Source organism: Pseudomonas taiwanensis (assembly GCF_013393345.1).
In the GTDB taxonomy this organism is placed as follows: Bacteria; Pseudomonadota; Gammaproteobacteria; order Pseudomonadales; family Pseudomonadaceae; genus Metapseudomonas; species Metapseudomonas resinovorans_C.
In genome coordinates this window covers 1-22243 of the sequence record NZ_QJRF01000052.1, presented here as the reverse complement: position 1 = coordinate 22243, position 22243 = coordinate 1, and the positions used below count along the sequence as shown (strand labels likewise).

26 protein-coding genes are annotated in these 22243 nt (G+C 62.3%); 12 read left to right on the top strand and 14 right to left on the bottom strand.

Annotated features, from left to right (window positions below; genetic code table 11):
• Positions 1–36 precede the first annotated feature (36 nt).
• From tcyJ to DM872_RS11540, 5 genes are all read left to right on the top strand, one after another.
• Entirely contained in the window at positions 37–834 is a 798-nt protein-coding gene (tcyJ, locus tag DM872_RS11560; RefSeq protein WP_179059628.1) for a cystine ABC transporter substrate-binding protein, read from the top strand.
• Positions 831–1499, top strand: coding sequence for a cystine ABC transporter permease (gene tcyL, locus DM872_RS11555; RefSeq protein WP_179059627.1), 669 nt, complete (start codon positions 831–833; stop codon positions 1497–1499). The genes tcyJ and tcyL overlap by 4 nt, the downstream gene beginning before the upstream one ends.
• A complete protein-coding gene (tcyN, locus tag DM872_RS11550; RefSeq protein ID WP_179059626.1) occupies positions 1499–2245 on the top strand; it encodes an L-cystine ABC transporter ATP-binding protein TcyN in 747 nt (248 codons plus the stop codon). The genes tcyL and tcyN overlap by 1 nt, the downstream gene beginning before the upstream one ends.
• 224 nt (positions 2246–2469) lie before the next feature.
• A complete protein-coding gene (locus DM872_RS11545; RefSeq protein ID WP_179059625.1) occupies positions 2470–3660 on the top strand; it encodes an MFS transporter in 1191 nt (396 codons plus the stop codon).
• Positions 3661–3797: 137 nt separating this feature from the next.
• A complete protein-coding gene (locus DM872_RS11540) occupies positions 3798–4172 on the top strand; it encodes a nuclear transport factor 2 family protein (RefSeq protein WP_179059624.1) in 375 nt (124 codons plus the stop codon).
• A gap of 122 nt (positions 4173–4294) precedes the next feature.
• Here DM872_RS11540 and DM872_RS11535 read toward each other — a convergent pair whose 3' ends face one another.
• Together DM872_RS11535 and DM872_RS11530 are read right to left on the bottom strand one after the other, a co-directional pair.
• The gene (locus DM872_RS11535) at positions 4295–5215 is read right to left on the bottom strand and encodes a sigma 54-interacting transcriptional regulator (protein WP_179059623.1); all 921 of its coding nucleotides are present in this window, start codon (positions 5213–5215) and stop codon (positions 4295–4297) included.
• Positions 5216–5374: 159 nt separating this feature from the next.
• Complete coding sequence (locus DM872_RS11530) at positions 5375–5956, bottom strand: RBBP9/YdeN family alpha/beta hydrolase (protein WP_179059622.1); 582 nt, start codon at positions 5954–5956, stop codon at positions 5375–5377.
• Positions 5957–6182: 226 nt separating this feature from the next.
• On the opposite strand from DM872_RS11530, the gene DM872_RS11525 reads away from it, so the two are divergent.
• From DM872_RS11525 to traD, 7 genes are all read left to right on the top strand, one after another.
• A complete protein-coding gene (locus tag DM872_RS11525; protein WP_179059621.1) occupies positions 6183–7100 on the top strand; it encodes a LysR family transcriptional regulator in 918 nt (305 codons plus the stop codon).
• Between the two features lie 481 nt (positions 7101–7581).
• Positions 7582–7899 carry a hypothetical protein gene (locus DM872_RS11520; protein WP_179059620.1) on the top strand — a complete coding sequence of 106 codons (318 nt, stop codon included), beginning with the start codon at positions 7582–7584 and terminating at the stop codon, positions 7897–7899.
• A gap of 161 nt (positions 7900–8060) precedes the next feature.
• Entirely contained in the window at positions 8061–8822 is a 762-nt protein-coding gene (locus tag DM872_RS11515) for a hypothetical protein (protein WP_179059619.1), read from the top strand.
• A gap of 1 nt (position 8823) precedes the next feature.
• Positions 8824–9129 (top strand): hypothetical protein, encoded by a 306-nt coding sequence (locus DM872_RS11510; protein WP_179059618.1) that lies wholly within the window; start codon positions 8824–8826, stop codon positions 9127–9129.
• Complete coding sequence (locus tag DM872_RS11505) at positions 9126–9581, top strand: hypothetical protein (protein WP_179059617.1); 456 nt, start codon at positions 9126–9128, stop codon at positions 9579–9581. Before DM872_RS11510 ends, DM872_RS11505 begins: the two co-directional genes overlap by 4 nt.
• Before the next feature lie 40 nt (positions 9582–9621).
• On the top strand, positions 9622–10395 hold the full coding sequence (locus DM872_RS11500) for a hypothetical protein (RefSeq protein ID WP_179059616.1): 774 nt from the start codon (positions 9622–9624) through the stop codon (positions 10393–10395).
• Positions 10396–10804: 409 nt separating this feature from the next.
• Positions 10805–12715: a type IV conjugative transfer system coupling protein TraD gene (gene traD / locus DM872_RS11495; RefSeq protein WP_179059615.1), complete on the top strand. Its 1911-nt coding sequence runs from the start codon at positions 10805–10807 to the stop codon at positions 12713–12715.
• Between the two features lie 390 nt (positions 12716–13105).
• Here traD and madM read toward each other — a convergent pair whose 3' ends face one another.
• From madM to DM872_RS11435, 12 genes are all read right to left on the bottom strand, one after another.
• Positions 13106–13870, bottom strand: a complete 765-nt coding sequence (gene madM, locus DM872_RS11490; RefSeq protein ID WP_179059614.1) for a malonate transporter subunit MadM — start codon at positions 13868–13870, stop codon at positions 13106–13108.
• 1 nt (position 13871) lies between these two features.
• Complete coding sequence (gene madL, locus DM872_RS11485) at positions 13872–14288, bottom strand: malonate transporter subunit MadL (protein ID WP_179059613.1); 417 nt, start codon at positions 14286–14288, stop codon at positions 13872–13874.
• Between the two features lie 60 nt (positions 14289–14348).
• Complete coding sequence (gene mdcH / locus DM872_RS11480) at positions 14349–15269, bottom strand: malonate decarboxylase subunit epsilon (protein WP_179059612.1); 921 nt, start codon at positions 15267–15269, stop codon at positions 14349–14351.
• Entirely contained in the window at positions 15266–15883 is a 618-nt protein-coding gene (locus tag DM872_RS11475; protein WP_179059611.1) for a malonate decarboxylase holo-ACP synthase, read from the bottom strand. The genes mdcH and DM872_RS11475 overlap by 4 nt, the downstream gene beginning before the upstream one ends.
• 111 nt (positions 15884–15994) lie before the next feature.
• Positions 15995–16777 carry a biotin-independent malonate decarboxylase subunit gamma gene (mdcE, locus tag DM872_RS11470; RefSeq protein WP_179059610.1) on the bottom strand — a complete coding sequence of 261 codons (783 nt, stop codon included), beginning with the start codon at positions 16775–16777 and terminating at the stop codon, positions 15995–15997.
• Complete coding sequence (locus DM872_RS11465; RefSeq protein ID WP_179059609.1) at positions 16774–17628, bottom strand: biotin-independent malonate decarboxylase subunit beta; 855 nt, start codon at positions 17626–17628, stop codon at positions 16774–16776. The genes mdcE and DM872_RS11465 overlap by 4 nt, the downstream gene beginning before the upstream one ends.
• Positions 17621–17920 (bottom strand): malonate decarboxylase subunit delta, encoded by a 300-nt coding sequence (locus DM872_RS11460; RefSeq protein WP_179059608.1) that lies wholly within the window; start codon positions 17918–17920, stop codon positions 17621–17623. The genes DM872_RS11465 and DM872_RS11460 overlap by 8 nt, the downstream gene beginning before the upstream one ends.
• Before the next feature lie 2 nt (positions 17921–17922).
• On the bottom strand, positions 17923–18774 hold the full coding sequence (locus tag DM872_RS11455; protein WP_179059607.1) for a triphosphoribosyl-dephospho-CoA synthase: 852 nt from the start codon (positions 18772–18774) through the stop codon (positions 17923–17925).
• On the bottom strand, positions 18774–20435 hold the full coding sequence (gene mdcA / locus DM872_RS11450) for a malonate decarboxylase subunit alpha (protein ID WP_179059606.1): 1662 nt from the start codon (positions 20433–20435) through the stop codon (positions 18774–18776). The genes DM872_RS11455 and mdcA overlap by 1 nt, the downstream gene beginning before the upstream one ends.
• 315 nt (positions 20436–20750) lie before the next feature.
• Positions 20751–21152 (bottom strand): ExbD/TolR family protein, encoded by a 402-nt coding sequence (locus DM872_RS11445; RefSeq protein ID WP_077521618.1) that lies wholly within the window; start codon positions 21150–21152, stop codon positions 20751–20753.
• 1 nt (position 21153) lies between these two features.
• Complete coding sequence (locus DM872_RS11440; RefSeq protein ID WP_179059515.1) at positions 21154–21861, bottom strand: MotA/TolQ/ExbB proton channel family protein; 708 nt, start codon at positions 21859–21861, stop codon at positions 21154–21156.
• Positions 21862–21876: 15 nt separating this feature from the next.
• The coding region (locus DM872_RS11435) for an energy transducer TonB (RefSeq protein WP_179059559.1) at positions 21877–22243 on the bottom strand (367 nt) is incomplete at its 5' end.

Genomic DNA, 22243 nt, shown 5'->3' with positions numbered 1-22243 from the left:
GCGACACCTTTAGCCACCCTGCCCCGTGAGGCTCATATGACATTTGCAACCCTGCGTCGCCAGTTCATCCTCGGCAGCCTGAGCCTGGTGCTCGGCGCCGGTTTCGTCGGCACCAGCTCCGCCGCCGACCTGCTCCAGGACATCCAGCAGAAAGGCGCCATCAAGGTCGGCCTGGAAGGCACCTACCCGCCCTTCAACTACCAGGACGAGAGCGGCAAGCTGACTGGCTTCGAAGTGGAACTGGCCGAGGCACTGGCCAAGGAGCTGGGCGTGAAGGCCGAGTTCCAGCCGACCAAGTGGGACGGCATCCTGGCGGCGCTGGAATCCAAGCGTCTGGATGTGGTGATCAACCAGGTGACCATCTCCGACGAGCGCAAGAAGAAGTACGACTTCTCCACCCCCTACACCGTCTCAGGCATCCAGGCGCTGGTGCGCAAGGGCACCGAGGGCGGCATCAAGACCGCAGCCGACCTGGCCGGCAAGAAAGTCGGCGTGGGCCTGGGCACCAACTACGAGCAGTGGCTGAAGGAAAACGTCCCGCAGGCCGACATCCGTACCTACGACGACGACCCCACCAAGTTCCAGGACCTCAACGTCGGCCGCATCGACGCCATCCTTGTGGACCGCCTGGCCGCCTTCGAAATGGTCGAGAAAACCGGCGGCAAGCTCGCTGTGACCGGCGAACCGTTCTCCCGCCAGGAAGCCGGCATCGCCCTGCGCAAGGGCAACCCGGAACTGCTGGCCGCCATCGACAAGGCACTGGCCAAGCTGAAAGCCGACGGCACCCTGAAAAAACTCTCCGAGAAATGGTTCAAGGCTGACGTGACCCAATGATCGACGCAAGCCTTCAACTTGCGCTGGATTCCGCGCCCTTCCTGTTGAAGGGCGCGGTTTTTACGGTAGTACTGAGCCTCGGCGGCATGTTCTTCGGACTGCTGCTGGGGTTCGTCCTCGCCCTGATGCGCCTCTACGGTTTCACCGCCCTGCAATGGCTGTCGCGGATCTACGTGTCCTTCTTCCGTGGCACGCCGCTGCTGGTGCAGTTGTTCATGATCTATTACGGCTTGCCGCAGCTGGGTATCCAGCTCGAACCGCTGCCGGCTGCGCTGATCGGCTTCTCGCTGAACATGGCCGCCTACACCTCGGAAATCCTCCGCGCCGCCATCGCCTCCATCGACAAGGGGCAATGGGAAGCGGCCGCCAGCATCGGCATGAGCCGTACCCAGACGCTGGTCCGCGCCATCCTCCCGCAGGCTGCGCGCACCGCCCTGCCGCCGCTGGGCAACAGCTTCATCTCGCTGGTCAAGGACACCGCCCTGGCCGCCACCATCCAGGTGCCGGAACTGTTCCGCCAGGCGCAGCTGATCACCGCACGCACTTTCGAAATCTTCACCATGTACCTGGCCGCCGCGCTGATCTACTGGGTGCTGGCCACCGTGCTGTCGCACTTCCAGGGCCGCCTCGAGGCGCGGGTCAACCAGCATGAGCAGGACAGCTGATGATCACCGTCCGTAACCTGACCAAATCCTTCAAAGGCCAGGAGGTGCTCAAGGGCATCGACCTGACCATCGAGCCGGGCGAAGTGGTGGCCATCATCGGCCCCAGCGGCTCGGGCAAGACCACCCTGCTGCGCTGCCTCAACCTGCTGGAAGTGCCCAGCGGCGGGCTCATCAAAGTGGGCCAGATCGAGATCGACGCGAGCAAGCCGCTGAAGCAGCAGCAAGGGCTGATCCGCAAGCTGCGCCAGCACGTCGGCTTCGTGTTCCAGAACTTCAACCTCTTCCCCCATCGCACCGCGCTGGAGAACGTCATCGAAGGCCCGGTGGTGGTGAAGAAGGAACCCCGCGAGCGCGCCGTCGAAAAGGCCCGCAAGCTGCTGGCCAAGGTCGGCCTGGCGGGCAAGGAAGACGCCTATCCCAAGCGCCTCTCCGGCGGCCAGCAACAACGCGTGGCCATCGCCCGCGCCCTGGCCATGGAGCCCGACGTGATCCTCTTCGACGAGCCCACCTCGGCGCTCGACCCGGAGCTGGTGGGTGAAGTGCTCGCCACCATTCGCGGCCTGGCCGAAGAGAATCGCACCATGGTGATCGTCACCCACGAAATGACCTTCGCCCGTGACGTGGCCAACCGCGCGATCTTCATCGACAAGGGTGTGATCGTCGAACAGGGAGACGCCAAGGCGCTGTTCAGCACGCCGAAGGAAGAGCGCACCAAGCAATTCCTGAGCAAGTTCATCAACGGCTGATCGCCCTGCGGCGGTCCTTGCCGTTCCTTGTGGGGGCGAATTCATTCGCAATGGGCAGCGCAGCTGCCCCCTGGACATCCCAGGGGCAGACCCGCGGTCTGCATAGCGAATGAATTCGCCCCCACAGTGTCTATTCCCTCCGGCTGCCACTCGGTAAGCCCCCTGCAAGGAAATGCGCGTAGAATCCGCGCCCCTCGCAAAAAAGCCCCGCCACCGGAACCCGCATGAACCCGAGCACCCTCCTCTCTCTGCCACTGCTGGCCCTCGCCCTGGGCGGCTTCGTCGTCGGCAGCAGCGAATTCATCATCATGGGCCTGCTGCCCGAAGTGGCCAAAGACCTCCAGGTCAGCCTGTCCGACGCCGGCCTGCTGGTCAGCGCCTACGCCATGGGCGTGGTGATCGGCGCGCCGCTGCTGGGTCCACTGCTCGGTCGCCTGCCGCGCCGCCAGGCACTGCTCTGGCTAATGGGCGCCTATGCCCTGGGCAACCTCGGCTGCGCCCTGGCACCGAACTACGAATGGCTGATGGCTATGCGCATGTTCACCGCCTTCAGCCATGCCGGCTTCTTCGGCTGCGCCACCCTGCTGGCCGCTGAACTGGCCCCTCCGCACCGCCGCGCTTCGGCCATGGCCCTGGTGCTCAGCGGCCTGACCATCGCCAACGTCCTCGGCGTTCCGGCTGGCGCCTGGTTGGGCCAGGCCACCAGCTGGCGGGTGACGTTCATGGTGGTAGCAGCGCTCGGCTTCCTCACCCTGCTGGCGCAAGCGCTCTGGCTGCCCGCCACGCCGAAGCCGCAAGCCAATGCCGCCGGTGCCTGGGACGGCATCCTGCGGCGCCCGGTACTGCACGCGCTGTTCGTCTGCAGCCTGTCGTCGGTGGCGCTGTTCGGTGTGTTCACCTATATCAGCCCGTTGCTGCGCGACGTATCCGGATTCAAACCGGAACACGCCAACTTCGCCCTGCTGCTGTTCGGCATCGGTCTCACCGTGGGTAACCTGCTGGGTGGCCGTTTGGCCGACAGGGGTTTCCGCTACGCGCTGCCGCTGGCCTTCACCGTGAGCACTCTGTGCCTGCTGGGCCTCTACGCCTTCGCACAGATTCCGGTCCTGGCACTGGGCTGTCTGTTCCTCTGGGGCGTGGCCAGCTTCGCCATTTCCTCGCCGCTGCAATTGCTGCTGGTGGAACAGGCCGGCGAATCGGCGAGCCTCGCTGCCACCCTCAGCCACGCTGCCTTCAACCTGGGCAATGCCAGCGGCGCCTTCGTCGGCGGACTGTGGCTGAGCACCAACATGGGACTGTCCAACCTGCCGTTGATGGGCGTGGGTGTACTGGCGCTGACCATCCTCGTCTGCCTGCCCCTGCCGCGTCTGCGCTCGGTGAAGGATCACCTGAAAGCCACCGGGCAGCTCCACTGACAGATGCTTCTGAGGATGGGTGGAGCCCTGTGCTTCCGGGCGCGACTAGCCCTTATGCCGAACGGATCGCTCGCCCCGCAGCGGGACGGCTAACCTTTCGATTTGCCTGACTTGGCGGCAGCGGAGGAGCGCGTGAAATGACCACCCAGCAAACCGATCGGGACAGCATTCACCAGGTCCTGCGTAACTACGTCGAGGGCATGGTCTTCGCGGATCTGGACCGCCTGCGCAGCGCCTTTCACCCGGACTGCCGCATCATCGGCCACTATCATGGCGACCTCGAATGGCTCTCGGTGGATGATTTCGCAGGTGCCCTGGGCGATGCCGGGCCGGTGCTGGCAGAAGGCGAAACGCCCGTCTGGGAAGTCCAGTCGCTGGACATCACCGGCGACAGCGCCTCGGCCAAGGTGGTCGATGACTACGCCGACATGCGCTTCACGGACTACCTGTCACTGCTGAAGATCGGCGGCCGCTGGACCATCATCAACAAGCTCTACTACCTGCACGAATAGCGCCCTCCGAGATTCCGCATGATGGACCGGTGAAGCGTGGTCCACCCTACGCAGGGCTCGATCCATGTGTAGGGTGGATGTCGCTTTTCACATCCACCAGCGGTGGCTACCGTGAAACCTCACTAACCTGCCAGCACTTCGGTCAGCAGCTGCCGCAGGTGATCGCGCTCGGCATCGTTTGCCGCCAGCCGGCGCAGTTGCACCGCGAGCTGCGCATAGCCCGGCAACGGCGGCAGGTTGAGGTGCTCGGGCAAAATCTCGTCGCCCGCGCTGACCAGCAGCGCGAAGTGCACACTGTTCTCCAGTTCTCGTGTATTGCCCGGCCAGGGGTAGGCCTCAAGCGCAGCCTGGGCGGATGCGCTGATCAGCGGCAGCGGCAAATCCAGCCGCTGGGCGTAGATGCCGAGGAAGTACTCGGCCAGCGGCAGAATGTCGTCCGGACGTTCGCGCAGCGGCGGCAGCTCCACTCGGCCTTCATCGAGATACTGATACAGCCGTGCGTTGAACTTGCCGGCGTTCACCGCCTTGGCCAGGTCGATGCTGGTGGCCGCCACCAGGCGCACGTCCACCGGGGTCGGCTGATGGGCGCCGACGCGGATCACCTCGCGGCTCTCCAGGGCGGACAGCAACTTGGCCTGCAAGGGCAACGGCAGGTCGCCGATCTCATCAAGGTAGAGCGTCCCGCCGTTGGCCGAACCGAACCAGCCGGCGCGGCTGCTGGCCGAACCGCTGTAGGCGCCAGGGGCGTGGCCGAACAGTTCGGCCTCGGCATAAGCCTTGCTGATCGCGCTGCAACTCACCGCCACGAACAGGCCGGGGCGGTCGCTGGAACGGTGGATCTGCCGGGCCAACAACTCCTTGCCGGTACCGGTTTCGCCCTGGATCAGCACCGGCAGCGCACTGGGCGCCAGCTGGTCGACCTCTTCGCGCAACTGGCGCGAGCGCGCATCGACGAATACCAGGGCACGGGCCCGGATACTCAGGGGGCTGCGGTCGGCGTCGGCGAAGGTCAGCAGTGGCTGGCCGGGGGTTTCCTTGCTCATGACGAAATCTCCCGCCGGGCCCTGGCTGCAAAGCAGCGGACCCTGGCGTATTGCTGAATAGGTGGTGAATCAGATCAGGCGCGGCGGAGCTGTAATGAGCAAGCCAGAAGCCGTTTTCAACACAGTTATTCCAACGCGCAGCCGATCCTGGACAGGTTCTCAGGCGCGGCGGCGAGCAAGCTGTTCGACCCGTGCCTGCAAGCGATACAGGTGGGCGAAGCCCTGCTCCCAGGTGCTGTGACCGGACTTCACGTTGATATGCCCGGCACCGGTGAGGATCGCCGCTTCGGCGCCCCAGGTGCGGGCCATTTCCAACGCCCGCTGGGGACTGGCGGCGTGGTCGTTGTCCGACCCCACCAACAGCGTCGGGAACGGCAGCAGATCCTTCGGAATGGGCGCGAAGCCCTTGAGCGGCTCCGGGCAACCGGGGCGCTGCACGTCCGCCGGGGCGACCAGCAGCGCGCCACGCACGCGGCGCAGCACATCCGGGTCGGACTGTGCCGCCCAGTGGGCGACGGTCACGCAGCCCAGGCTGTGGGCGATGAGAATCACCGGAGTGCGTTCGGCATCGATGGCGCGCTCCAGCGCCTCCACCCAGGACGCGCGGTCCGGGTTGCTCCAGTCGGCCTGCTCGACCCGGCTGGCATTGGGCAGGCTGCGTTGCCAATGGCTTTGCCAATGCTCGTCGGGGGAGCCCTGCCATCCCGGCAGGATCAGGTAGCGAATGGCCTGGCTGCGCATGGCGAGCCCTCCTTGCTGAATTTCGATGTTGGGCAGTCTAGGTGCTCTTCATATATCTGCTAAGGAATAAGAATTTATTTGCTTATGCATTATTAGCTTATTCACTAAAGGTCGCCTCCGCGCCGAGAAGGCTGCCCTGTAGGATGGGTGGAGCGGAGCGATACCCATCGGCGGGTTGATGGGTATCGCAAGCTCCACCCATCCTACGGAAGGCATCCGAGCGCCCATGCAGATCGACGAAGAACTGACCCTGAAGAAGCTGGAGACCTTCCTCGCCTTCATGCGCAGCGGGAACCTGTCCCGCGCAGCGGCCGAATTGAACACCAGCAACGTCAGCGTGCACCGCGCCATCCATTCCCTGGAAAGCGCCCTGCGCTGCCCGTTGTTCAAGCATGAAGGCCGCAACCTGACGCCGCTGGAAAGTGCCTTTGTGCTGGAAGAGAAAGCGCAGAAGCTGATCCAGGACGCCGTCGACATGGTGCGCCTGACCCGCGAGGCGGCCGGTTTTTCCGCCGAGCGCTTCAAGCTGGGCGCGCTCTATTCACTGACGGTGAAGACGGTGCCGCAACTGGTGATGGGCCTGAAACTGCGGCGCAGCGAGCTGAACATCGACCTGACCCTGGGCTCCAACGTCGACCTGCTCTATCGCCTGAAGAACCTGGAGTTGGACGCCATCCTCGTGTCCCTGGATGAGAGCGTGAGCGATCCGGATTGCGAACGTCTGCCGCTGTTCTCCGACGACATCTTCCTCGCCGTTCCCACCGATTCGCCCTTCGCCGACCAGGAAGAAGTCGACCTTGCTGACCTCGCCGACTCCACCTTCATCACCCTGACCCAGGGCTTCGCCACCCACCGCGACGGCGCGCGGGTGTTCCAGCAGGCCGGCTTCGAGCCCAAGGTAGCGATGCAGGTGAACGACATCTTCACCCTGCTCAGCATGGTCAGCTCGGGCGTCGGCTACGCGCTGCTGCCGGGGCGCATCGCGGCGGTCTACGAGAACCGCGTGAAGCTGATCCGCCTGCGCGAACGCTATCGCGTGCAACAGCACATAGGCGTCGTATTCCTGAAGGCCCGCGAGCGTGATCCGAACCTGCTGGCACTGGTCGCCGAGTGCCGGATGTACAGCCTGCGCAACGAAGGCTGAGCGGGATGCTGCGGGCTACAGGCGCGCCCACCTCGTTACCCTAGCCCTGGCTCCCGAGCGGCAATCGTGGGAATTTTCCGCGAGCTCTTTTCGGTTGATCCCGCAGAACCCCTCGAACTTTCCCTGGCAATTAGTCTGAACGTTCTTTCAACTTACCCTTGCACCGAATAGTTAAACTTAACTTCGCACCAGCCATTCGAATAAATACATGAAACCAATACGCCAAACAGTTATCCTGGCGCTTTTCCTTTTAATAAGTGGATGCAAAATAAGCTCGACGGGGTCTAATAAAGCTGAATATGCCGACCTATTGATAGGCCCCTATTCAATAATGCTACCTACCGACGCACTACGGGGTGTATCGATAATAGGTTCCGAAAACCGTGGTCTAGCACTGGCCATTGATAGGAAGAACAGGGATTCGCAGCGGACAATCTCCATATCTGTCTTTCACCAATCCCAACTCGGTTACGAGATAGATATGCGCAAGTTCCCACGACTCGTACTAAGGCTTGAGGAACCGACGCCCGATCTCGGATTGAGCAATACGGCCATCGACGATATCCACAATGTCTGGGAAAACTTTGTAAGAGGGCGCCGCACGAAAATCATAAAAATAACCGGGGGCCATGCATACCTAGCAATAGACGACAAAAGGCGACGAACAATTGCCTATCTGACAGCTGACGACTATCCCCACGAACTCAACTTCATTTCGGCTTACGGCATCAGTGAAAAACAACTTCAAGATCTGATACTGGACAACCTATATCTGAACAAGTTACCTCCGGAAAAATGAAATGTATCTCGAAACTGCCGAGCAGGATGCTCTTTATCTAATCATGAAGTCGCTATGGGGGCGATATGCCGATATTTTTTCAAGCCGCACACATATGTTCAATGAGATGACTGCGGATCCGCTCAATTGCCGGTGAGAATTCCGAGTCCAGCAGCCACTTGATGGCCCAAGCCAAAATGGTGAGTGCGGCTGAGCGCTTCGCCAAGGCAACCGGCCTTTCAACCCAGGATGCGTTCAGGGAGCTGCAAAGCTCTCACTGGGGGGCAAGTGCCAGTGCGAGGATCGGCGGGCAAGTCTCTACCAGAGAAGTGCCCTTGGGACTGTTGTTTAAGGCAAAGGGTTACGTGTCAGCTTCTGCCGGCGGCGATGCTGGGTATCGCTCGACCGACGAGAAGACCCAAAGTCTCACCGCCGAAGAGCGCAAGAACCTCGAAGAGGCCACCAGTGCCGTCCGGGATTTCCGCGAAAACCAAGAAATCGTTAAATCCACCCGGCTTAGCCATACCAACAATCTAGGCAGCTCCGAAAACGCCAGCCTGCTGCAGGCCAGCACCTCGCTCGCCGAGGCACATAACAAGTTCGATGAGTTCCGCGCGAATGAATCCCGCACGCATGGCCTGGAAGAGCTGGCCCGCTCCAGCGCATCGATGAACGTCAACCAGCACAGCAACGTGAATCAGGAATTCGTCCGCTATGTGCAGGACAAAGCGCCAGAGCGAGCTACCGAGCTTCTGACGGATACCGAAAGCGCCGGTGCCCGCCAAGAGCGCGAGCAGTTGGCTGAGAAGTTCATCGGGCTACGAATCGAGAAGGAGCTGGCGGCCTTCAACCAGGCGAATACCGCCAAGGTGGGCGGACCTGCCGGAGCTGTCCGGCCAGCCCGAGGCCGCAAGTCCAACCGAGCACTTCGAGCGCGGACGTGAGATGGCCCAGGGCTTAGCCGATGCGGAGGAAATCAAGAGAGATGGCTCCACAATGACCGGCATCCTCTTTGATCACGACAGCAGACAGGAAGAGATGGAACGGCAACGCGCTCAGTTGCAGAGCAACTACACCGCACAAAAGGCAACACACGATAAGAATACGGCTGGCACACGGACTGAAGTTAGAGAAACCCAAGAGAACATCGACGATAACCACGTAATATTTAATAATATCAACGATATAAAAGACAAAGCCCAGTTACTCAGTGCCGAGAATAATAAAAATGACAAAGGGGAGCATAAATGATAAATCCAACCGGTATAATTACCCTGTTTTATCTATGCATAATATTAGCAATCTATTTTTATTTTTTCCGAAAAGCACGCCTCAGCGCCAAGGAAAAGCAGATTTTCGATGCAAAGAGAAGAGTTAACCAGGCTAGTGGATTTTCATTACTTATCACGATACTCATCGTGGGGTTTTATTTCTTAGTAAACTCTCTAGCAAAATTCCCTTCTATTCGTGACGAAAAATGGCTTTCTGTATTTCTCCCCATAGCCGCCCTCATGCTCCCCGGGAACTTCCTGCTGTTCATGGCTAGCGAAGGGCTAGCATCACGCTGGCTTAAAAAGTTCAACCCGGAGCTAGTGAATTTTCGATTTATTACTGGGAGCTACCAGCAAAATGGATCGGGATTCGGAGCATGTTATGTCATTGCTTACGGGGACGCAGTGCGCCTGGAGCCAAACCGTTCTTAAAATTAAAAGCAGAAGGGGCAAATCCCCTAAAGGTTTCGACATGAAAAGCAATATCTTAATACTACTTTGTGCAAGCCTGCTTATCGCCTGCTCAACTCCTCCACCAAAAAACTCGATTGCCAGCATTGCAGACAATTTCTATAGATCCGAATGCCATACGATAAACCCTGGGAGCGCGTCGACTGACGGAGTAGCCCTCTCATACAGCACATTTCGGGGGTCCGCTCAGGAACTGTGCTCAAAAGATAAATATTCCCAATCTACAGATTTAATTTGGAGTCATTGTAAAAAAATCAATGGAGTTAAAATAAATTACTGGTGTTCCGTCAACAACCTTCCAGCATTTTATGCAAAACCTGGACATATAGTAGAGCCATCAAATAACATGCTAGACCCTAAATGGCTCGAATATTCTAAAAAGGAAGGCTTCATTTCCCCTCTAGATCAATCGCTTATTGAGATAAAAAAATCTGCAAAAGAAGCCGAAGAAATCCGAGACAGACTGAAACAAGAAAATAAACAAGCCAATGAATTAATCAAGCTTTATCATTGCCCAGAAGTCGCATACCCCAAAGAATACATTTCAAATGCATTCATAAGCTTTATACTCAAAGAATACTCTTGGGAGGCGCCCAGCATAATTAACAGACTCAGCGGGCATGAAACTAAAACAATAAATTACACCACATCAAATACTAGCCTCCTTCATTATCAACAGGATTTTTTCAAAAAAGTCATTGCCGATAGGCATATTGCCTACTACAAAAAATACTCATCCTGCCCTGAATACCCTGAAATTCTTGAGTTCTGGTAACTCTCAATAATATCACTAAAAATCAGCAGCACCGTTCCACCGCAGAAATATAACAAACTTTAACAGCTCCATAATCCACGCACCAATTCGCTATCAGACAAATTCGTCCGTTTGGCGTTGCTTTGCCTGAACATTGGAATCATCAATATGGACTACAAACGTAAATCAATAACATCGAAGAACTTCACGCAAGGCGGGCAGGTTACGGCCTATATGGTTCGCATGTTTGTTCAGATGAACAACATGCTGGCTTACTACCTACTCATTGTGTGGGGAGTTTTCACGTTCGGATGGGTTGTAGTTCGCTGCGAATGGCAGGCGATCAAGCACGGTGCTCTGTATTGGTGGGTCGAATCGCGACACTCGTTTGAGGCATTGCGACCCGGCAAGGCGATATACGAATTCACCTATGAAGACGTCCAAGGCGCCGCCACCACGACTAAGTTCACCCGCCCAGCGGCTTCTGAACGATCCATATTTCATTGCTGCCGGGCTGAGTCTGCGGCAGGAGACAGTTATCGGTCTCGTGATCGGTGGGGCGCTTGTCGTTGCCCTAGGCGCCTATGCCTTCTGGTGGCTCGGCAACCGTGGGCGGGAACAGAGCCAAGATGAGTTCCTGGGCGGCCGAACCCTGGTCACTCCGAAGCAAGTGACCAAGATGATGAAGGCCAAGGACGATGCCTCGGATATCGTCATCAGTGGCCTACCGATGAAGAAAAACTTCGAGGTCCAGAACGCAGCATTTCACGGCACCGTGGGTACTGGAAAAACCACAGCCCTCAACCAGTTTCTGGTGCAGATCCGCGCGCGAGGGGAGCGCGTGATCATTTACGACAAGGGCCAGACCTTCATCGAGAAGTTCTATGACCCATCGCGCGACCGCGTGCTGAACCCAGTCGACGTACGCTGCGCAAACTGGGATCTGTGGGATGAGTGCAGGACGTTGGCTGACTTCGATAACGTCGCCAACACACTGATTCCGATGGGAGCGAATGACGACCCATTCTGGCAGGGGTCCGCACGAACCATCTTCGCCGCGGTTGCCTATCAGATGCGAAAGGACCCCGAACGTAGCGTCAACAAGCTATTGCGCACCCTCTTGGCGATCGATCTGCCGGCCCTGCGCCAATTCCTTAAAGGGACCGAGGCGGCGGCCCTGGTCGAGGAGAAAATCGAGAAAACCGCTATCTCGATACGCTCGGTACTGACCAACTACGTCAAGTCGATGCGCTACCTGCAAGGGCTCGACACCGAGGATAGGCCGCCACTTTCCATCCGCGAGTGGATGCACAACGTATCCCCCAGCAATAACGGCTGGTTGTTCGTCACCAGCAACGGCGCGCTGCACGCCTCGCTCAAGCCGGTCATCTCGATGTGGCTGTACGTAGCTGCTGCCATGCTGCTGTCCATGCCAGAGAACCGGTACCGGCGCATCTGGTTCCTGTTCGATGAGCTACCCAGTCTGCACAAGCTGCCCGGCCTGCCAGAGATCCTGGCGGAGGCTCGGAAACTCGGCGGCTGCTTCCTGCTGGGATTCCAGAGCAATGCGCAGCTGCAGGAGATATGGGGGCCGAAGTCGGCCGCCGCGATGGTCGACCTGCTTAACACTCGCTTTTTCTTCCGCCCACCGTCTGCCGAGATGGCGGAGTTCGTCTCCAAGGAACTGGGCGAAACTCGCCTGATGCGATTCTCCGACCAGTACAGCTACGGCTTGGAGTCGGTGCGCGATGGCGTGACCTTCAACAAGAAGCAGGAAAACGAACGAATCGTTAGCTATTCCGACATCCAGAACCTGCCCGACCTCAATTGCTACATCACCATGCCGGGCGGATACCCGATCACCCGCCTTGAAATGAAGCACAAGAAGTACAGGAGCGTCGCGGAACCTTTCGTTGGGCGCTCCATTGTGGAAGCGCTAGATCCCCTCGTCGAAGAAACATTGACCGCCCGCGAGGCCGCCCCCGAGGTCCTGAATGTACTGGCTTCGGTTGGCCTGGCCGAACAGGCACCCGAGGCATCCGCCGCACCAGATACCGCTACTCCTTCGTCCACCTCTAGCGCAGCTCGCCCTGCAGGCCCAGAGGCAAAACCTAAGAAAGCGAATGCGGCGACCGCTGCAGCTGCGGAAGAGGGCGAGGGCGAGGGCACCGAAATCGAAATGCCCCCCGCGTCCAGCACCAACGTTGCCCATGTTGGCGAGCACCTGGTCGACACCACGAGCGGCGAGATCCTCGAAGAGCTGGACCGCTTCCTCTACGAAGAAATGAACATCAACGCCGCGCCCACACATGACTCCGGTCCTGAGCTGGGAGAACGCTAATGCTATGTGGTGCAACAAGCAATCGAAAGCAATAAGGCATGCAATGGTGAGATGCTGGGTCTTTTGTCGGGCCTGGCTGCTGGCGCCGCCATCGGGGCTCATCGCAAATGGCTGAGGGAAGCACTCGGGGACGTGACCGGAAAACTCTCAAACGGCACCACTAGGCTAAACGGCCAGGCCTGCATGGTGACGACCTTCGCGGTGTACAGGAACGAAATAGAATTGACGTTCTATTAGTACTGCCCCGTCGCCGACCGGGTGCGCCCAGGCTCTTGCGGTACATAGCCTTATTGTCCATCGAAGTACAGGGTGGTTATCGGAGCCGGCTGATCTCCCACGCAATAAAACGCCCCGGCACATGGCCGGGGCGAGAAGTACGGCAGGCGGGATTCAGCCCACCAGGCCGCGCACGCAGAAGTAGAGGATCGACGGCCCCATCAGGCAACCCAGGCCGGTGTGGAATGTCGCAGTCAGCGCACCGTAGGGCACCAGGCGCCGGTCGGTCGCGGCAAGCCCTGCGGTCACTCCGGAAACGGTGCCGGCGAGACCGCCGAAGACCATCGCCGAGCGCGGGTTGTCCAGGCCGAGCAAGCGCGCCGAGACCGGGGTGAAGACCATCACGATGATCGCCTTGATCAGGCCGGTCGCGATGGATAGCGCCATCACTTCCGAGCTGGCGCCGATGGCCGCACCGGTCACCGGACCGACGATGTAGGTCACCGCGCCGGCGCCGATGGTGGTCATGCTCACCGCATCGCGGTAGCCGAACATCCACGCCACCGATGCTCCGACGATGAAAGGCAGCACCGTACCCAGCAGCAGCGATACGGCACCGATCATCCCGGCCTTGCGCGCTTCGGTGGCCTGTACCTCGAAGGCCGTGGCGACGATAGCGAAGTCACGCAGCATGGCGCCACCCATCAGGCCGATGCCGGAGAACAGGGCGAGGTCGGCCAGACCCTTCTGCCCGCCGGTAATGGTGCCGCCCACCCAGGCCAGTACCAGGCCAATGACGATGGCGATCGCCGAGCCGTGGACACGGCCGAACGTGAGGTACTTCGACAGCAGGACCGACACCCACATGATCCCGCCGACCACGGCAAAGGCGGTGATCAGGCCGTTGTGTTCCAGGGCTTTTTCGATGATGTCCCACATGTCAGCGACCTCCTGCCGGGGCGGCATTCACACCGGGATCAAGAGACTCCTTTGCCAAGGGTTCACCCTTGTTGGTGCGGCTGATCAGGGCGATGGTCGCGCCGCAGAGCAGCACCGAACCTACCGCTGCGATCAGCGCCACCGGGCCGCCGTGCAGCGCGGTGACGACGTTCTGTTGCGCGGCCATGGCCACCACCACGGGGATGTACATCGCGCCCCAGAAGCCCACGCCGAACTCGCACTCCTTGGTCATGCCGCCGTGGCGATGCATGTAGAGACGCGCGCAGATCAGCAGGATCATGGCGATGCCGACGCCGCCGACATTGGATTTGACGCCCAGCAGGACGCCGAGGAAATCGCCGATGACGACACCGGCAAGTGTGCAGACGGCCAGCAAGGCCACACCGTAGACGATCATTATTGCTGCCCTCGTATTGGGGTCGAAGTTGATTGTTCTTGTCCTTCGAAGCGCACGGCGTTATCGGGTCCGGCTTACCTCCTCACGCAGCAGGGCGTCCAGCGTATCCAGACGGGCGCCCTGGAAGGCGATCACCGTACCTTGGTCGAACACCCGCCGCGCCAGGCCGCTGAGCACGGCACCGGGCGGTAGTTCGATGTGCAGGCGCACCCCGCGTTCATAGGCGGTGCGCAGCGTGCCGTGCCAGTCGATGACGCGGCACATGTTGAAGGCGAGGTCGTCGCGCAGGCGCTCAGGGTCGAACACCGGCCGCGCTGTCGTGCCGCTGAGGTAGCGAATGGCCGGGCGGTGCAATTCCACACCGGCAAAGGCGGCGGCCAGTTCGCGGGCGGGTTCATTCAGCAGTGCGCAGTGGGATGGCACGCTCATCGCCAGGCGCTTCGCCGCACCGGCGCCAAGCCCGCGGGCGCGTTCGGCGACCGCAGCCATGGCCGTCTCGCTGCCGGCAATCACCAACTGGTTCTCGGCGTTGATGTTGGCGAGATGGACCGGCCCTTCAGACTCGGCCAGCAGCCGCTCCACGGTCGCCTGATCGAGACCGAGAATGGCGGTCATGCCGAAGCCCTGTGGATAGGCGCGCTGCATCAGCTCGCCACGCAGCGCCACCAGGCGCAGGGCATCGGCAAAGTCCAGCGAACCGGCGATCACCGCTGCGGTGTAAGCGCCGATGGAAAGACCCGCCACGTAGTCCGGTGCCGGGCTGCGCTGGAGCAGCAAGCGTGCGCAGGAAACACCGGCCACCAGCAGGCAGAGTTGCACCGCGCGGGTGGATTGCAGGGCTTCTTCCGAATCCAGCGCCAGCACGTCCTCTCCCAGCACATCGCTGGCCTCGACCAGGCTGGCGGCGACCTCCGGTGGCAACTGATGGAGCATGCCCACCTGTTGCGCGCCCTGGCCGGGGAAGGCGAACAGGCTGCTCACGCGGCGCACTCCATGGGCAGCCAGGGGTTATCCACAAGACGGGCCCTTTCGGCGCATTTCAACAGCACCCGACGCGCCTCGCTGGCCCACTCACGCAAGGCCACCGCGCCATTCGGTGTTTCCAATTGCAGGTCGATGCGGCAGGGGGCGTCGTCCAATGTCGCCAGCAGCAGGCGCGCTTGCTGACGATTGAAATTACTCGGAGTGCGCAGGATCAGGTCGAGGTCGCTGGCCCGATGCAGCACGGGGACGCCGGTGGCCAGTTGAAAGCCAACACTGCCGGTCGGGCCCCAGGGCAGGCCGGTGGCGGCCAGTATCGGCGCAACGGTTTCCAGCGCCCGAAGCGCAGGAAAATCGGCGCTGGCACGAGACCGCAATTGCTCGGGGCTGAGCGCACGCTGGATGGAATGGATCGGCATGAAGGCGGCCAAGCGCTGGTCGCGAGTGGCGCCACGAATGCCGACGGCAACAAGGCCGGGTTCGCAAAGCGCACGGCGCACCACCACGGGATGGCCAGCGGCCAGAGCCTGCTGCGCCCAGACAGGGGCGTCGGCGGGCAGCTGGTCGATGGTCATGCCCCAGAGCAGGTCGTGGGGTTTTGGAGTCTTGTTCATTCGTGGCTCCTTGGTGTTTCTATGCGGCGGGATGTTGGGCTTCGCGTAGCTCTGCCCAACCTACGCAGACCCCGTAGGTTGTGGCTGAGCGATGCGAAGCCCAACGATTTGCTACCACTGCGCCCGCAGCATCTCCCGCACCTTCAACGACGCCGCGCGATTCTCCGCGCCCAGCCGACCGGCAAGATCGGTACTCGAACCAATGTCTTCCACCGCCCGCAGCAGGCACTCACGCACGCGACCTATATCGTCTTCGTTCGGCTGCTGCGCATCGCCCACGGCAACCCGCTTCCACAGCAATCCCAGAGAGGCGTAGTTCTCCAGGTCGTAGGCCATCGGCGGCACCTTGGCGGCCAGCACTTCCAGCTCTTCCACGCTGCGCAGGGTGATGCGCGCGGCGGCGGCCTTGCCCATGGCGTGGACCATCACACCACCGTCATCCAGAGCGATCAGGCGTTGGGCCTGATAGCCGTGGGCGAGGAAGGCGCCGGACATGGCCTTGCCTACCAGCAGGCCGATCACCGGGTGGCCGGCGAGACGGGCGCGGGCGTAGGCGTCCACCGCTCCCGCCAGCGCCTGGTGAATACCCAGCGCTTCCTCGCGGCGGCCGTAGGCCTGGCTGGGGACATCCACTAACGCCACGAGGACGCGCTTGGCACCGTCGCGATCAGCTTCGATGGCCTCATCCACCGCCTTGGCCAGGCCCCAGCCTTCAAGGAGGCCGACCTCTCCATTGCGGGCGCGGGGGAATGGGTTCTGCGAATCGGGCACTACGGTGATGAAGCGCGCGGCGCGATTACCCAGCTCACCGTCGACCACCTTCACCGAGGCCGGGAATCCTTGCAGGGTGTCGCCGCTGGCAAGGCCTTGCAGCCAGTTCAGTCCACGGCTCATGTCCGGTCTCCTTGGTAGAGGGCACGCACGGCGGCGGCGTCCAGTTGTTCGCAGTCATCCCCGAGTTGCGCCAGACGTTCGATGAACCAGGCGTGCCGTCGACTGCGCGGCAGGCCCTGTTCCGGTTGCGCGAGCAACGTTTGCAGGGTTTCGCGGATCGCCTCGATGTCATCGGCGACGTAGGCGTCCACCAGTCCGCTGGCCATGCGCTGCTCGCCACCGGTGAGGCTCCAGATGAAGGGTCGGTCGCGGGAGTCGTATTCTTCGATGCCGGCTTCCTGCTCGATCACCTGCGGGCCGTTGAGGCCCAGGCGTGCTTCGCGGGTGACGATCAGGTGGCTGCACAGCCCGGCTGCGATGGACATGCCGCCGAAGCAGCCGACCGGACCGGCGACCATGCCGATCACCGGCTGGTATTGGCGCAGCTCGACGATGGCCGCCTGGATTTCCGCAATCGCGGCCAGACCCAGGTTGGCCTCCTGCAAACGTACGCCACCCGTTTCCAGCAGCAGCACGGCACAGGTAGGAATGCCCTGGCGGTTATCTTCGGCCGCCAACTCCAGCGCCCCGGCGATCTTGGCGCCGCCAACCTCGCCCATGCTGCCGCCCTGGAAGGCGCCTTCGATGGCGGCGATCACTGCGGGCTGGCCGTTGATGGTGCCCTTGGCGACCACGACGCCGTCGTCGGCCTGGGGCACGATGCCCTGCTGCGGCAGCCAGGGAGAAATGACCCGGTCGAAGGGACCGATGAGCTCGCGGAAGCTACCGGCATCCAGCAGCGCGCGGGCGCGCTGGCGGGCACCGAGTTCGACGAAGCTGCGGGCTTCGAGCAGGCGTGCGGTATCAGTCATATGCAAGTTCCTCCAGGCCCTGCTCCAGGCGCAGGCGCACCACGCCGGGGGTGGCACCGAAGTCGTGGATGTCGATGTTCAGGGCCGGCAGCGACTGGCCGTCGAACAGGCGCTGGAACAGTTGCTGCCAGCGCGGCCCGCTGCCGTTCACCGAGGTCACCACCTGGATCGACAGGGTGCCGGCGCTACCGGGTTCCAGCAGCACTTCGAGGTCGCCGGAGCCGACGCAACCGACCAGGGCGCGGCCACGGGCCGGCTGCCCGGCGGGGAATTGGAAGGTCAGGGTTTCCATGGTCACAGGCTCCCGGCTTTATCGAGGAACAGGCAGGCGGCCAACAGGTCGGCGGCACCGCCCGGCGAGGCGTTGAGTTGCAGCAGGCGGGCATCCAGTGCGCGCAGTTGGCGGCGGCCAGCGAGGCTGGCACTGCCACCCGCATCGAGCACCGCACGGGCACCCTGCTGCATGGCATCGAGGCCTTCGAGGCCGGCGCGCCAGAGCACGCAGGTGTCGGCCAGAGTAGTCATGATCGCCAGCAGCGCATCGAGGCGGGCGTTCTGTTCACCGGCACCCGCTGCCCGGCTACGCGCCAGCTGCGGCAGGCCCTGTTCGATCACGGCGGGGAAGCCGAGCTGGGCTTCTTCCCGCGCGCCACGGGCACCGTAGCGACGGGCGACCTGGGCGCCGTGGCTGTCGCTGTGGGGCGCCGCGCGGTCGTCGATCAGGGCGATGCGCGCGGCGCGCAGGGCAATGGCATGGGCATCGCGGCTCTCGGGTTTCAAGGCCATCGCTGCCACCAGCAGGCCGAGGGCCCAGATGGCGCCACGATGGGTATTCACCCCACCCGTGGTGACGAGCATCGCCGCCTCACCCTCACGGCCGATACGGCCGAGGGCTTCGCGCAGCGGTTGGCCGACTTCGCCATGCGCAAGCGCCGCTTCGGCCATCTGCTTGAAGCAAGGCCAGAGGGACAGCGCCGAGGCGTGCATCAGGCCCAGGTGCAAATCGCGGTGGGCGCCGCTGCCGCGACGGTCCACCAACGCGGGCTTGGGCGAGAGGTCGGCCTCGTCGATCAGGGCGTCCACCGCCAGGTCCGCCAGCCAGTCGGCCAGGGGCAGGTCGGCATTGCGTGCAATCAGTGCGCTCATCACCAACTCCTGAACTTGGCCGGGGGGTTGTAAAGGCCGCCGGACCACTCCACCAGTTCGGCGATGCTTTTCGCCGCCAGCAGTTCCCGCGTGGCTTGTGTACGGCGGATGCCGAGATCTTCCGGCAATGCGATCAGCCCTTCGCGACGCATGCGCAGGGTCTCTTTCGGGTCGTGGCGCAGGCCGATGGCGGTAACGCCGGCGACCGCGGCGATCATCGCGCGGCGCTCTTCGAGGCTGCGCGCCTTGTAGAGGTAGGCGATGCCTTCCTCGGTGAGCAGGTGGGTGACGTCGTCGCCGTAGATCATCACCGGCGCCAGCGGCATGCCGGCCTTCTTCGCCACGTCGACTGCATCGAGGGTCTCGACGAAGGTGGGTTTGCCACCTTCCTGGTAGGTCTCGACCATCTGCACCACCAGCTTCTTGCCACGTTCGAGCATGGTCACCGGCTCGGTCATATCGAGCCACGCGGGCGTTGCGTGGCGACGACCGCGCGGGTCGTGACCCATGTTCGGCGCACCGCCGAAACCTGCCAGGCGGCCACGGGTAACGGTGGAGGAATGGCCGTCACCGTCGACCTGCAGGGTGGCGCCGATGAACAGGTCCACCGCGTATTGCCCGGCGAGCTGGCACATCATCCGGTTGGAGCGCAGCGAGCCGTCGCGGCCGGTGAAGAACACGTCCGGACGCTGGGCGATGTAGTCCTCCATGCCCAGCTCGGTGCCGAAGCAGTGCACGCTTTCCACCCAACCCGTCTCGATGGCGGGGATCAGCGTGGGGTGCGGATTGAGCGTCCAGTTGCGGCAGATCTTGCCCTTGAGGCCGAGGGATTCGCCGTAGGTGGGCAGGATCAGTTCGATGGCCGCCGTGTTGAAACCGATGCCGTGGTTGAGCGACTGGACCTTGTGTTTCTCGTAGATGCCACGGATCGCCATCATCGCCATCAGCACGTGCACCGGCTTGATGTGGCGCGGGTCGCGGGTGAACAGCGGCTCGATGTAGAACGGCTTGTCGGCGACCACCACGAAGTCGACCCAGGACGCGGGGATGTCCACGCGTGGCAGGTCGTGCACATCGTCCACCAGCTCGTTGACCTGGACGATGACGATGCCGTCGCTGAACGCGGTGGGTTCCACCAGCGCCGGCGTGTCTTCGGTGCTGGGGCCGGTGTAGATGTTGCCGTCGCGGTCGGCCATGAAGCCGGCCACCAGGGCAACGTTGGGGATTAGGTCCACCAGCAGGCGCGAGTAGAGCTCGATGTAGGTGTGGATGGCGCCCACTTCCAGCAGGCCGTCTTCCAGCAACTGGCCGATGCGCAGGCTTTGCGGGCCGGCGAAGGAGAAGTCGAGCTTGCGGGCGATGCCGCGTTCATAGAGATCGAGGTGCTCGGCGCGGCTGACGCTGGGCATGATCATGTGCAGGTCGTGCAGGCGGCCGGGATCGGCCTTGGCCAGGGAGCGGGAGAGGAAGTCCGCCTGCTTCTGGTTGTTGCCTTCGAGCACCACACGGTCGCCGGGGGCGATCAGGGCTTCAAGGGCTTCGACGATCCGTTCGCTGGGCAGCACGACGCCATCGGCGAGGTTGCGTACCTGGTCGAGACGGCGCTGCTTTTCGGCGCGCCGACGCGACCACTGCGGCGGGGGAGAGGGTCTTGTTGTCATGGTGGCTCCACGAGTTCCGCTGTCGTGGAACGCACATTAGGAGCGTGACCGGTGGGGCATCAATCAAGCCCGAGGACCGATCGTTACGATCAGGTTAACGATGCAGCCCGCAATGCGCAGAGCAGTGGCGCACCGAATAAAAAGGCCGCCTCTCCCCTGCCTGAAGAGAGGCGACCAAAGCCTGTCAGCGCAACGATTAGCGCGAGGTGAGCACCGTAGGTTGGTCCGAGCGCAGCGAGGCCCAACGTTGCAGGGCATCAGGTTCGCTCGTTGGGCTTCGCGTAGCTCAGACCAACCTACAAAAAGCCAACCCTGTCAGCGCGCGGTAATCACCGCGAGCTTGGTGATCCCCGCCCGCTCGATAGAGGCCATGGCGCGGGCCACGGCGCCGTAGTCCACCTGGTCGTCGGCCTGCAGTTGCACGCGCAGTTCCGGGTCCTTCGCCTTGGCGGCTTCCAGGCTGGTCTGCAGCAGGTCGGGCTGGATTTCGTCCTTGTTGATGAACAGCTTGCCGGCGCCGTCGATGCTCACCACCAGCGGGTCCTTCTGCTCCGGCGGGGCCACGGCCTCGGTCTTTGGCAGGTTGATCGGGATGGCGTTGGTCAAGAGCGGCGCGGTGACGATGAACACCACCAGCAGCACCAGCATCACGTCCACCAGCGGGGTGACGTTGATCTCGGAAAGGACTTCGTCGTTGTCCTGGGTGGAGAAGGCCATGTCAGGAGGCCTCCTTCACGGCCCCGGCGGCACGCGCCGGGGCCGGATTGACGAGCAGCTTGAAGGCGCTCTTCTGCGCCAGCAGGTAGAAGTCGTGGGCGAAGTCGTCGAGGTCGGCGGCAGTGAGCTTCAGGCTGCGCAGGAAGTAGTTGTAAACCAGCACCGCCGGCACCGCGACGGCGATGCCCACGCCGGTGGCGACCAGCGCTGCGCCGATGGGGCCGGCGACGGTTTCCAGGCTGGCCGAGCCGGCCGCACTGATACCCTTCAAGGCTTCCATGATCCCCCAGACGGTGCCGAACAGGCCGATGAAGGGCGAGGTGGAACCAATCGAGGCGAGCACCGCCAGGCCCGATTCCAGGGAACGCCGTTCGCGCTGGATCTGCTGGCGCAGGGCGCGCTCCAGGCGGTCCTGGTGGTTGATCGCCTGGCTCAGGTCGCCGGGCTGGCCGCCCTGCACCTGGATCGCGGCGAAGCCGGCGTGGGCCACGTGGGCGGCGGCCCCGGCATGTTGCTGCAGTTGCTCGGCGGCGCTGTCCAGGCTGGTGGCGCTCCAGAAGCGCTTCTGGAACTGGCGGTCGCGGCGCTTCAGGCGGGCGAACTGGATGCCCTTGACCAGGGCCAGGCCCCAGGTGACGACGGAGAAGCCGATGAGCAGCCAGATCACCAGGTGCTCGATGGAGGCGAAGGGATTGGTTAACAGGTCCATGGAGTCTTCCTCTGATCAGTTCAATTTGAAATCGATGGGCACGCTGACCCAGCCGTCGCGGGCGACCTCGCCCTGTTTCGCCGGCACGAAGGTCCAGCGCTTGACCGCGCGCACCGCAGCCTCGTCGAGCAGCTCGCGGCCGCTGCTCGTTTGCACCTGGACCTCGCTCGGCAAGCCGCTGGCCAGCACATGCACGCGCAGCAGCACGGTGCCCTCCCAGCCGCGCCGCTGGGCGAAGGCGGGGTACTCGGGCGCCGGGTTCTTCAGGTAGCCGGCATTAGCCGAGGGCGGCGTCACCGGCGCCGGCGCAGGTGGTACCGGCGGCGCGGGCGGGGCTTCGGCCTTGGGCGGCGCGGGCGGCGGTTCCACCGGCTTGGGAGCC

Coding starts and splice junctions, on each gene's coding strand:
- DM872_RS11465 (WP_179059609.1), bottom strand. CDS start 17,628: ATGACTGATACCGCACGCCTGCTCGAAGCCCGCAGCTTCGTCGAACTC.
- DM872_RS11475 (WP_179059611.1), bottom strand. CDS start 15,883: ATGAACAAGACTCCAAAACCCCACGACCTGCTCTGGGGCATGACCATC.
- DM872_RS11500 (WP_179059616.1), top strand. CDS start 9,622: ATGAAAAGCAATATCTTAATACTACTTTGTGCAAGCCTGCTTATCGCC.
- DM872_RS11525 (WP_179059621.1), top strand. CDS start 6,183: ATGCAGATCGACGAAGAACTGACCCTGAAGAAGCTGGAGACCTTCCTC.
- mdcA (WP_179059606.1), bottom strand. CDS start 20,435: ATGACAACAAGACCCTCTCCCCCGCCGCAGTGGTCGCGTCGGCGCGCC.
- DM872_RS11440 (WP_179059515.1), bottom strand. CDS start 21,861: ATGGACCTGTTAACCAATCCCTTCGCCTCCATCGAGCACCTGGTGATC.
- DM872_RS11545 (WP_179059625.1), top strand. CDS start 2,470: ATGAACCCGAGCACCCTCCTCTCTCTGCCACTGCTGGCCCTCGCCCTG.
- tcyJ (WP_179059628.1), top strand. CDS start 37: ATGACATTTGCAACCCTGCGTCGCCAGTTCATCCTCGGCAGCCTGAGC.
- mdcE (WP_179059610.1), bottom strand. CDS start 16,777: ATGAGCCGTGGACTGAACTGGCTGCAAGGCCTTGCCAGCGGCGACACC.
- tcyN (WP_179059626.1), top strand. CDS start 1,499: ATGATCACCGTCCGTAACCTGACCAAATCCTTCAAAGGCCAGGAGGTG.
- DM872_RS11520 (WP_179059620.1), top strand. CDS start 7,582: ATGCGCAAGTTCCCACGACTCGTACTAAGGCTTGAGGAACCGACGCCC.
- DM872_RS11540 (WP_179059624.1), top strand. CDS start 3,798: ATGACCACCCAGCAAACCGATCGGGACAGCATTCACCAGGTCCTGCGT.
- DM872_RS11445 (WP_077521618.1), bottom strand. CDS start 21,152: ATGGCCTTCTCCACCCAGGACAACGACGAAGTCCTTTCCGAGATCAAC.
- madM (WP_179059614.1), bottom strand. CDS start 13,870: ATGTGGGACATCATCGAAAAAGCCCTGGAACACAACGGCCTGATCACC.
- traD (WP_179059615.1), top strand. CDS start 10,805: ATGAAGACGTCCAAGGCGCCGCCACCACGACTAAGTTCACCCGCCCAG.
- DM872_RS11510 (WP_179059618.1), top strand. CDS start 8,824: ATGGCCCAGGGCTTAGCCGATGCGGAGGAAATCAAGAGAGATGGCTCC.
- DM872_RS11455 (WP_179059607.1), bottom strand. CDS start 18,774: ATGAGCGCACTGATTGCACGCAATGCCGACCTGCCCCTGGCCGACTGG.
- madL (WP_179059613.1), bottom strand. CDS start 14,288: ATGATCGTCTACGGTGTGGCCTTGCTGGCCGTCTGCACACTTGCCGGT.
- DM872_RS11460 (WP_179059608.1), bottom strand. CDS start 17,920: ATGGAAACCCTGACCTTCCAATTCCCCGCCGGGCAGCCGGCCCGTGGC.
- DM872_RS11535 (WP_179059623.1), bottom strand. CDS start 5,215: ATGAGCAAGGAAACCCCCGGCCAGCCACTGCTGACCTTCGCCGACGCC.
- tcyL (WP_179059627.1), top strand. CDS start 831: ATGATCGACGCAAGCCTTCAACTTGCGCTGGATTCCGCGCCCTTCCTG.
- DM872_RS11530 (WP_179059622.1), bottom strand. CDS start 5,956: ATGCGCAGCCAGGCCATTCGCTACCTGATCCTGCCGGGATGGCAGGGC.
- DM872_RS11505 (WP_179059617.1), top strand. CDS start 9,126: ATGATAAATCCAACCGGTATAATTACCCTGTTTTATCTATGCATAATA.
- DM872_RS11515 (WP_179059619.1), top strand. CDS start 8,061: ATGGCCCAAGCCAAAATGGTGAGTGCGGCTGAGCGCTTCGCCAAGGCA.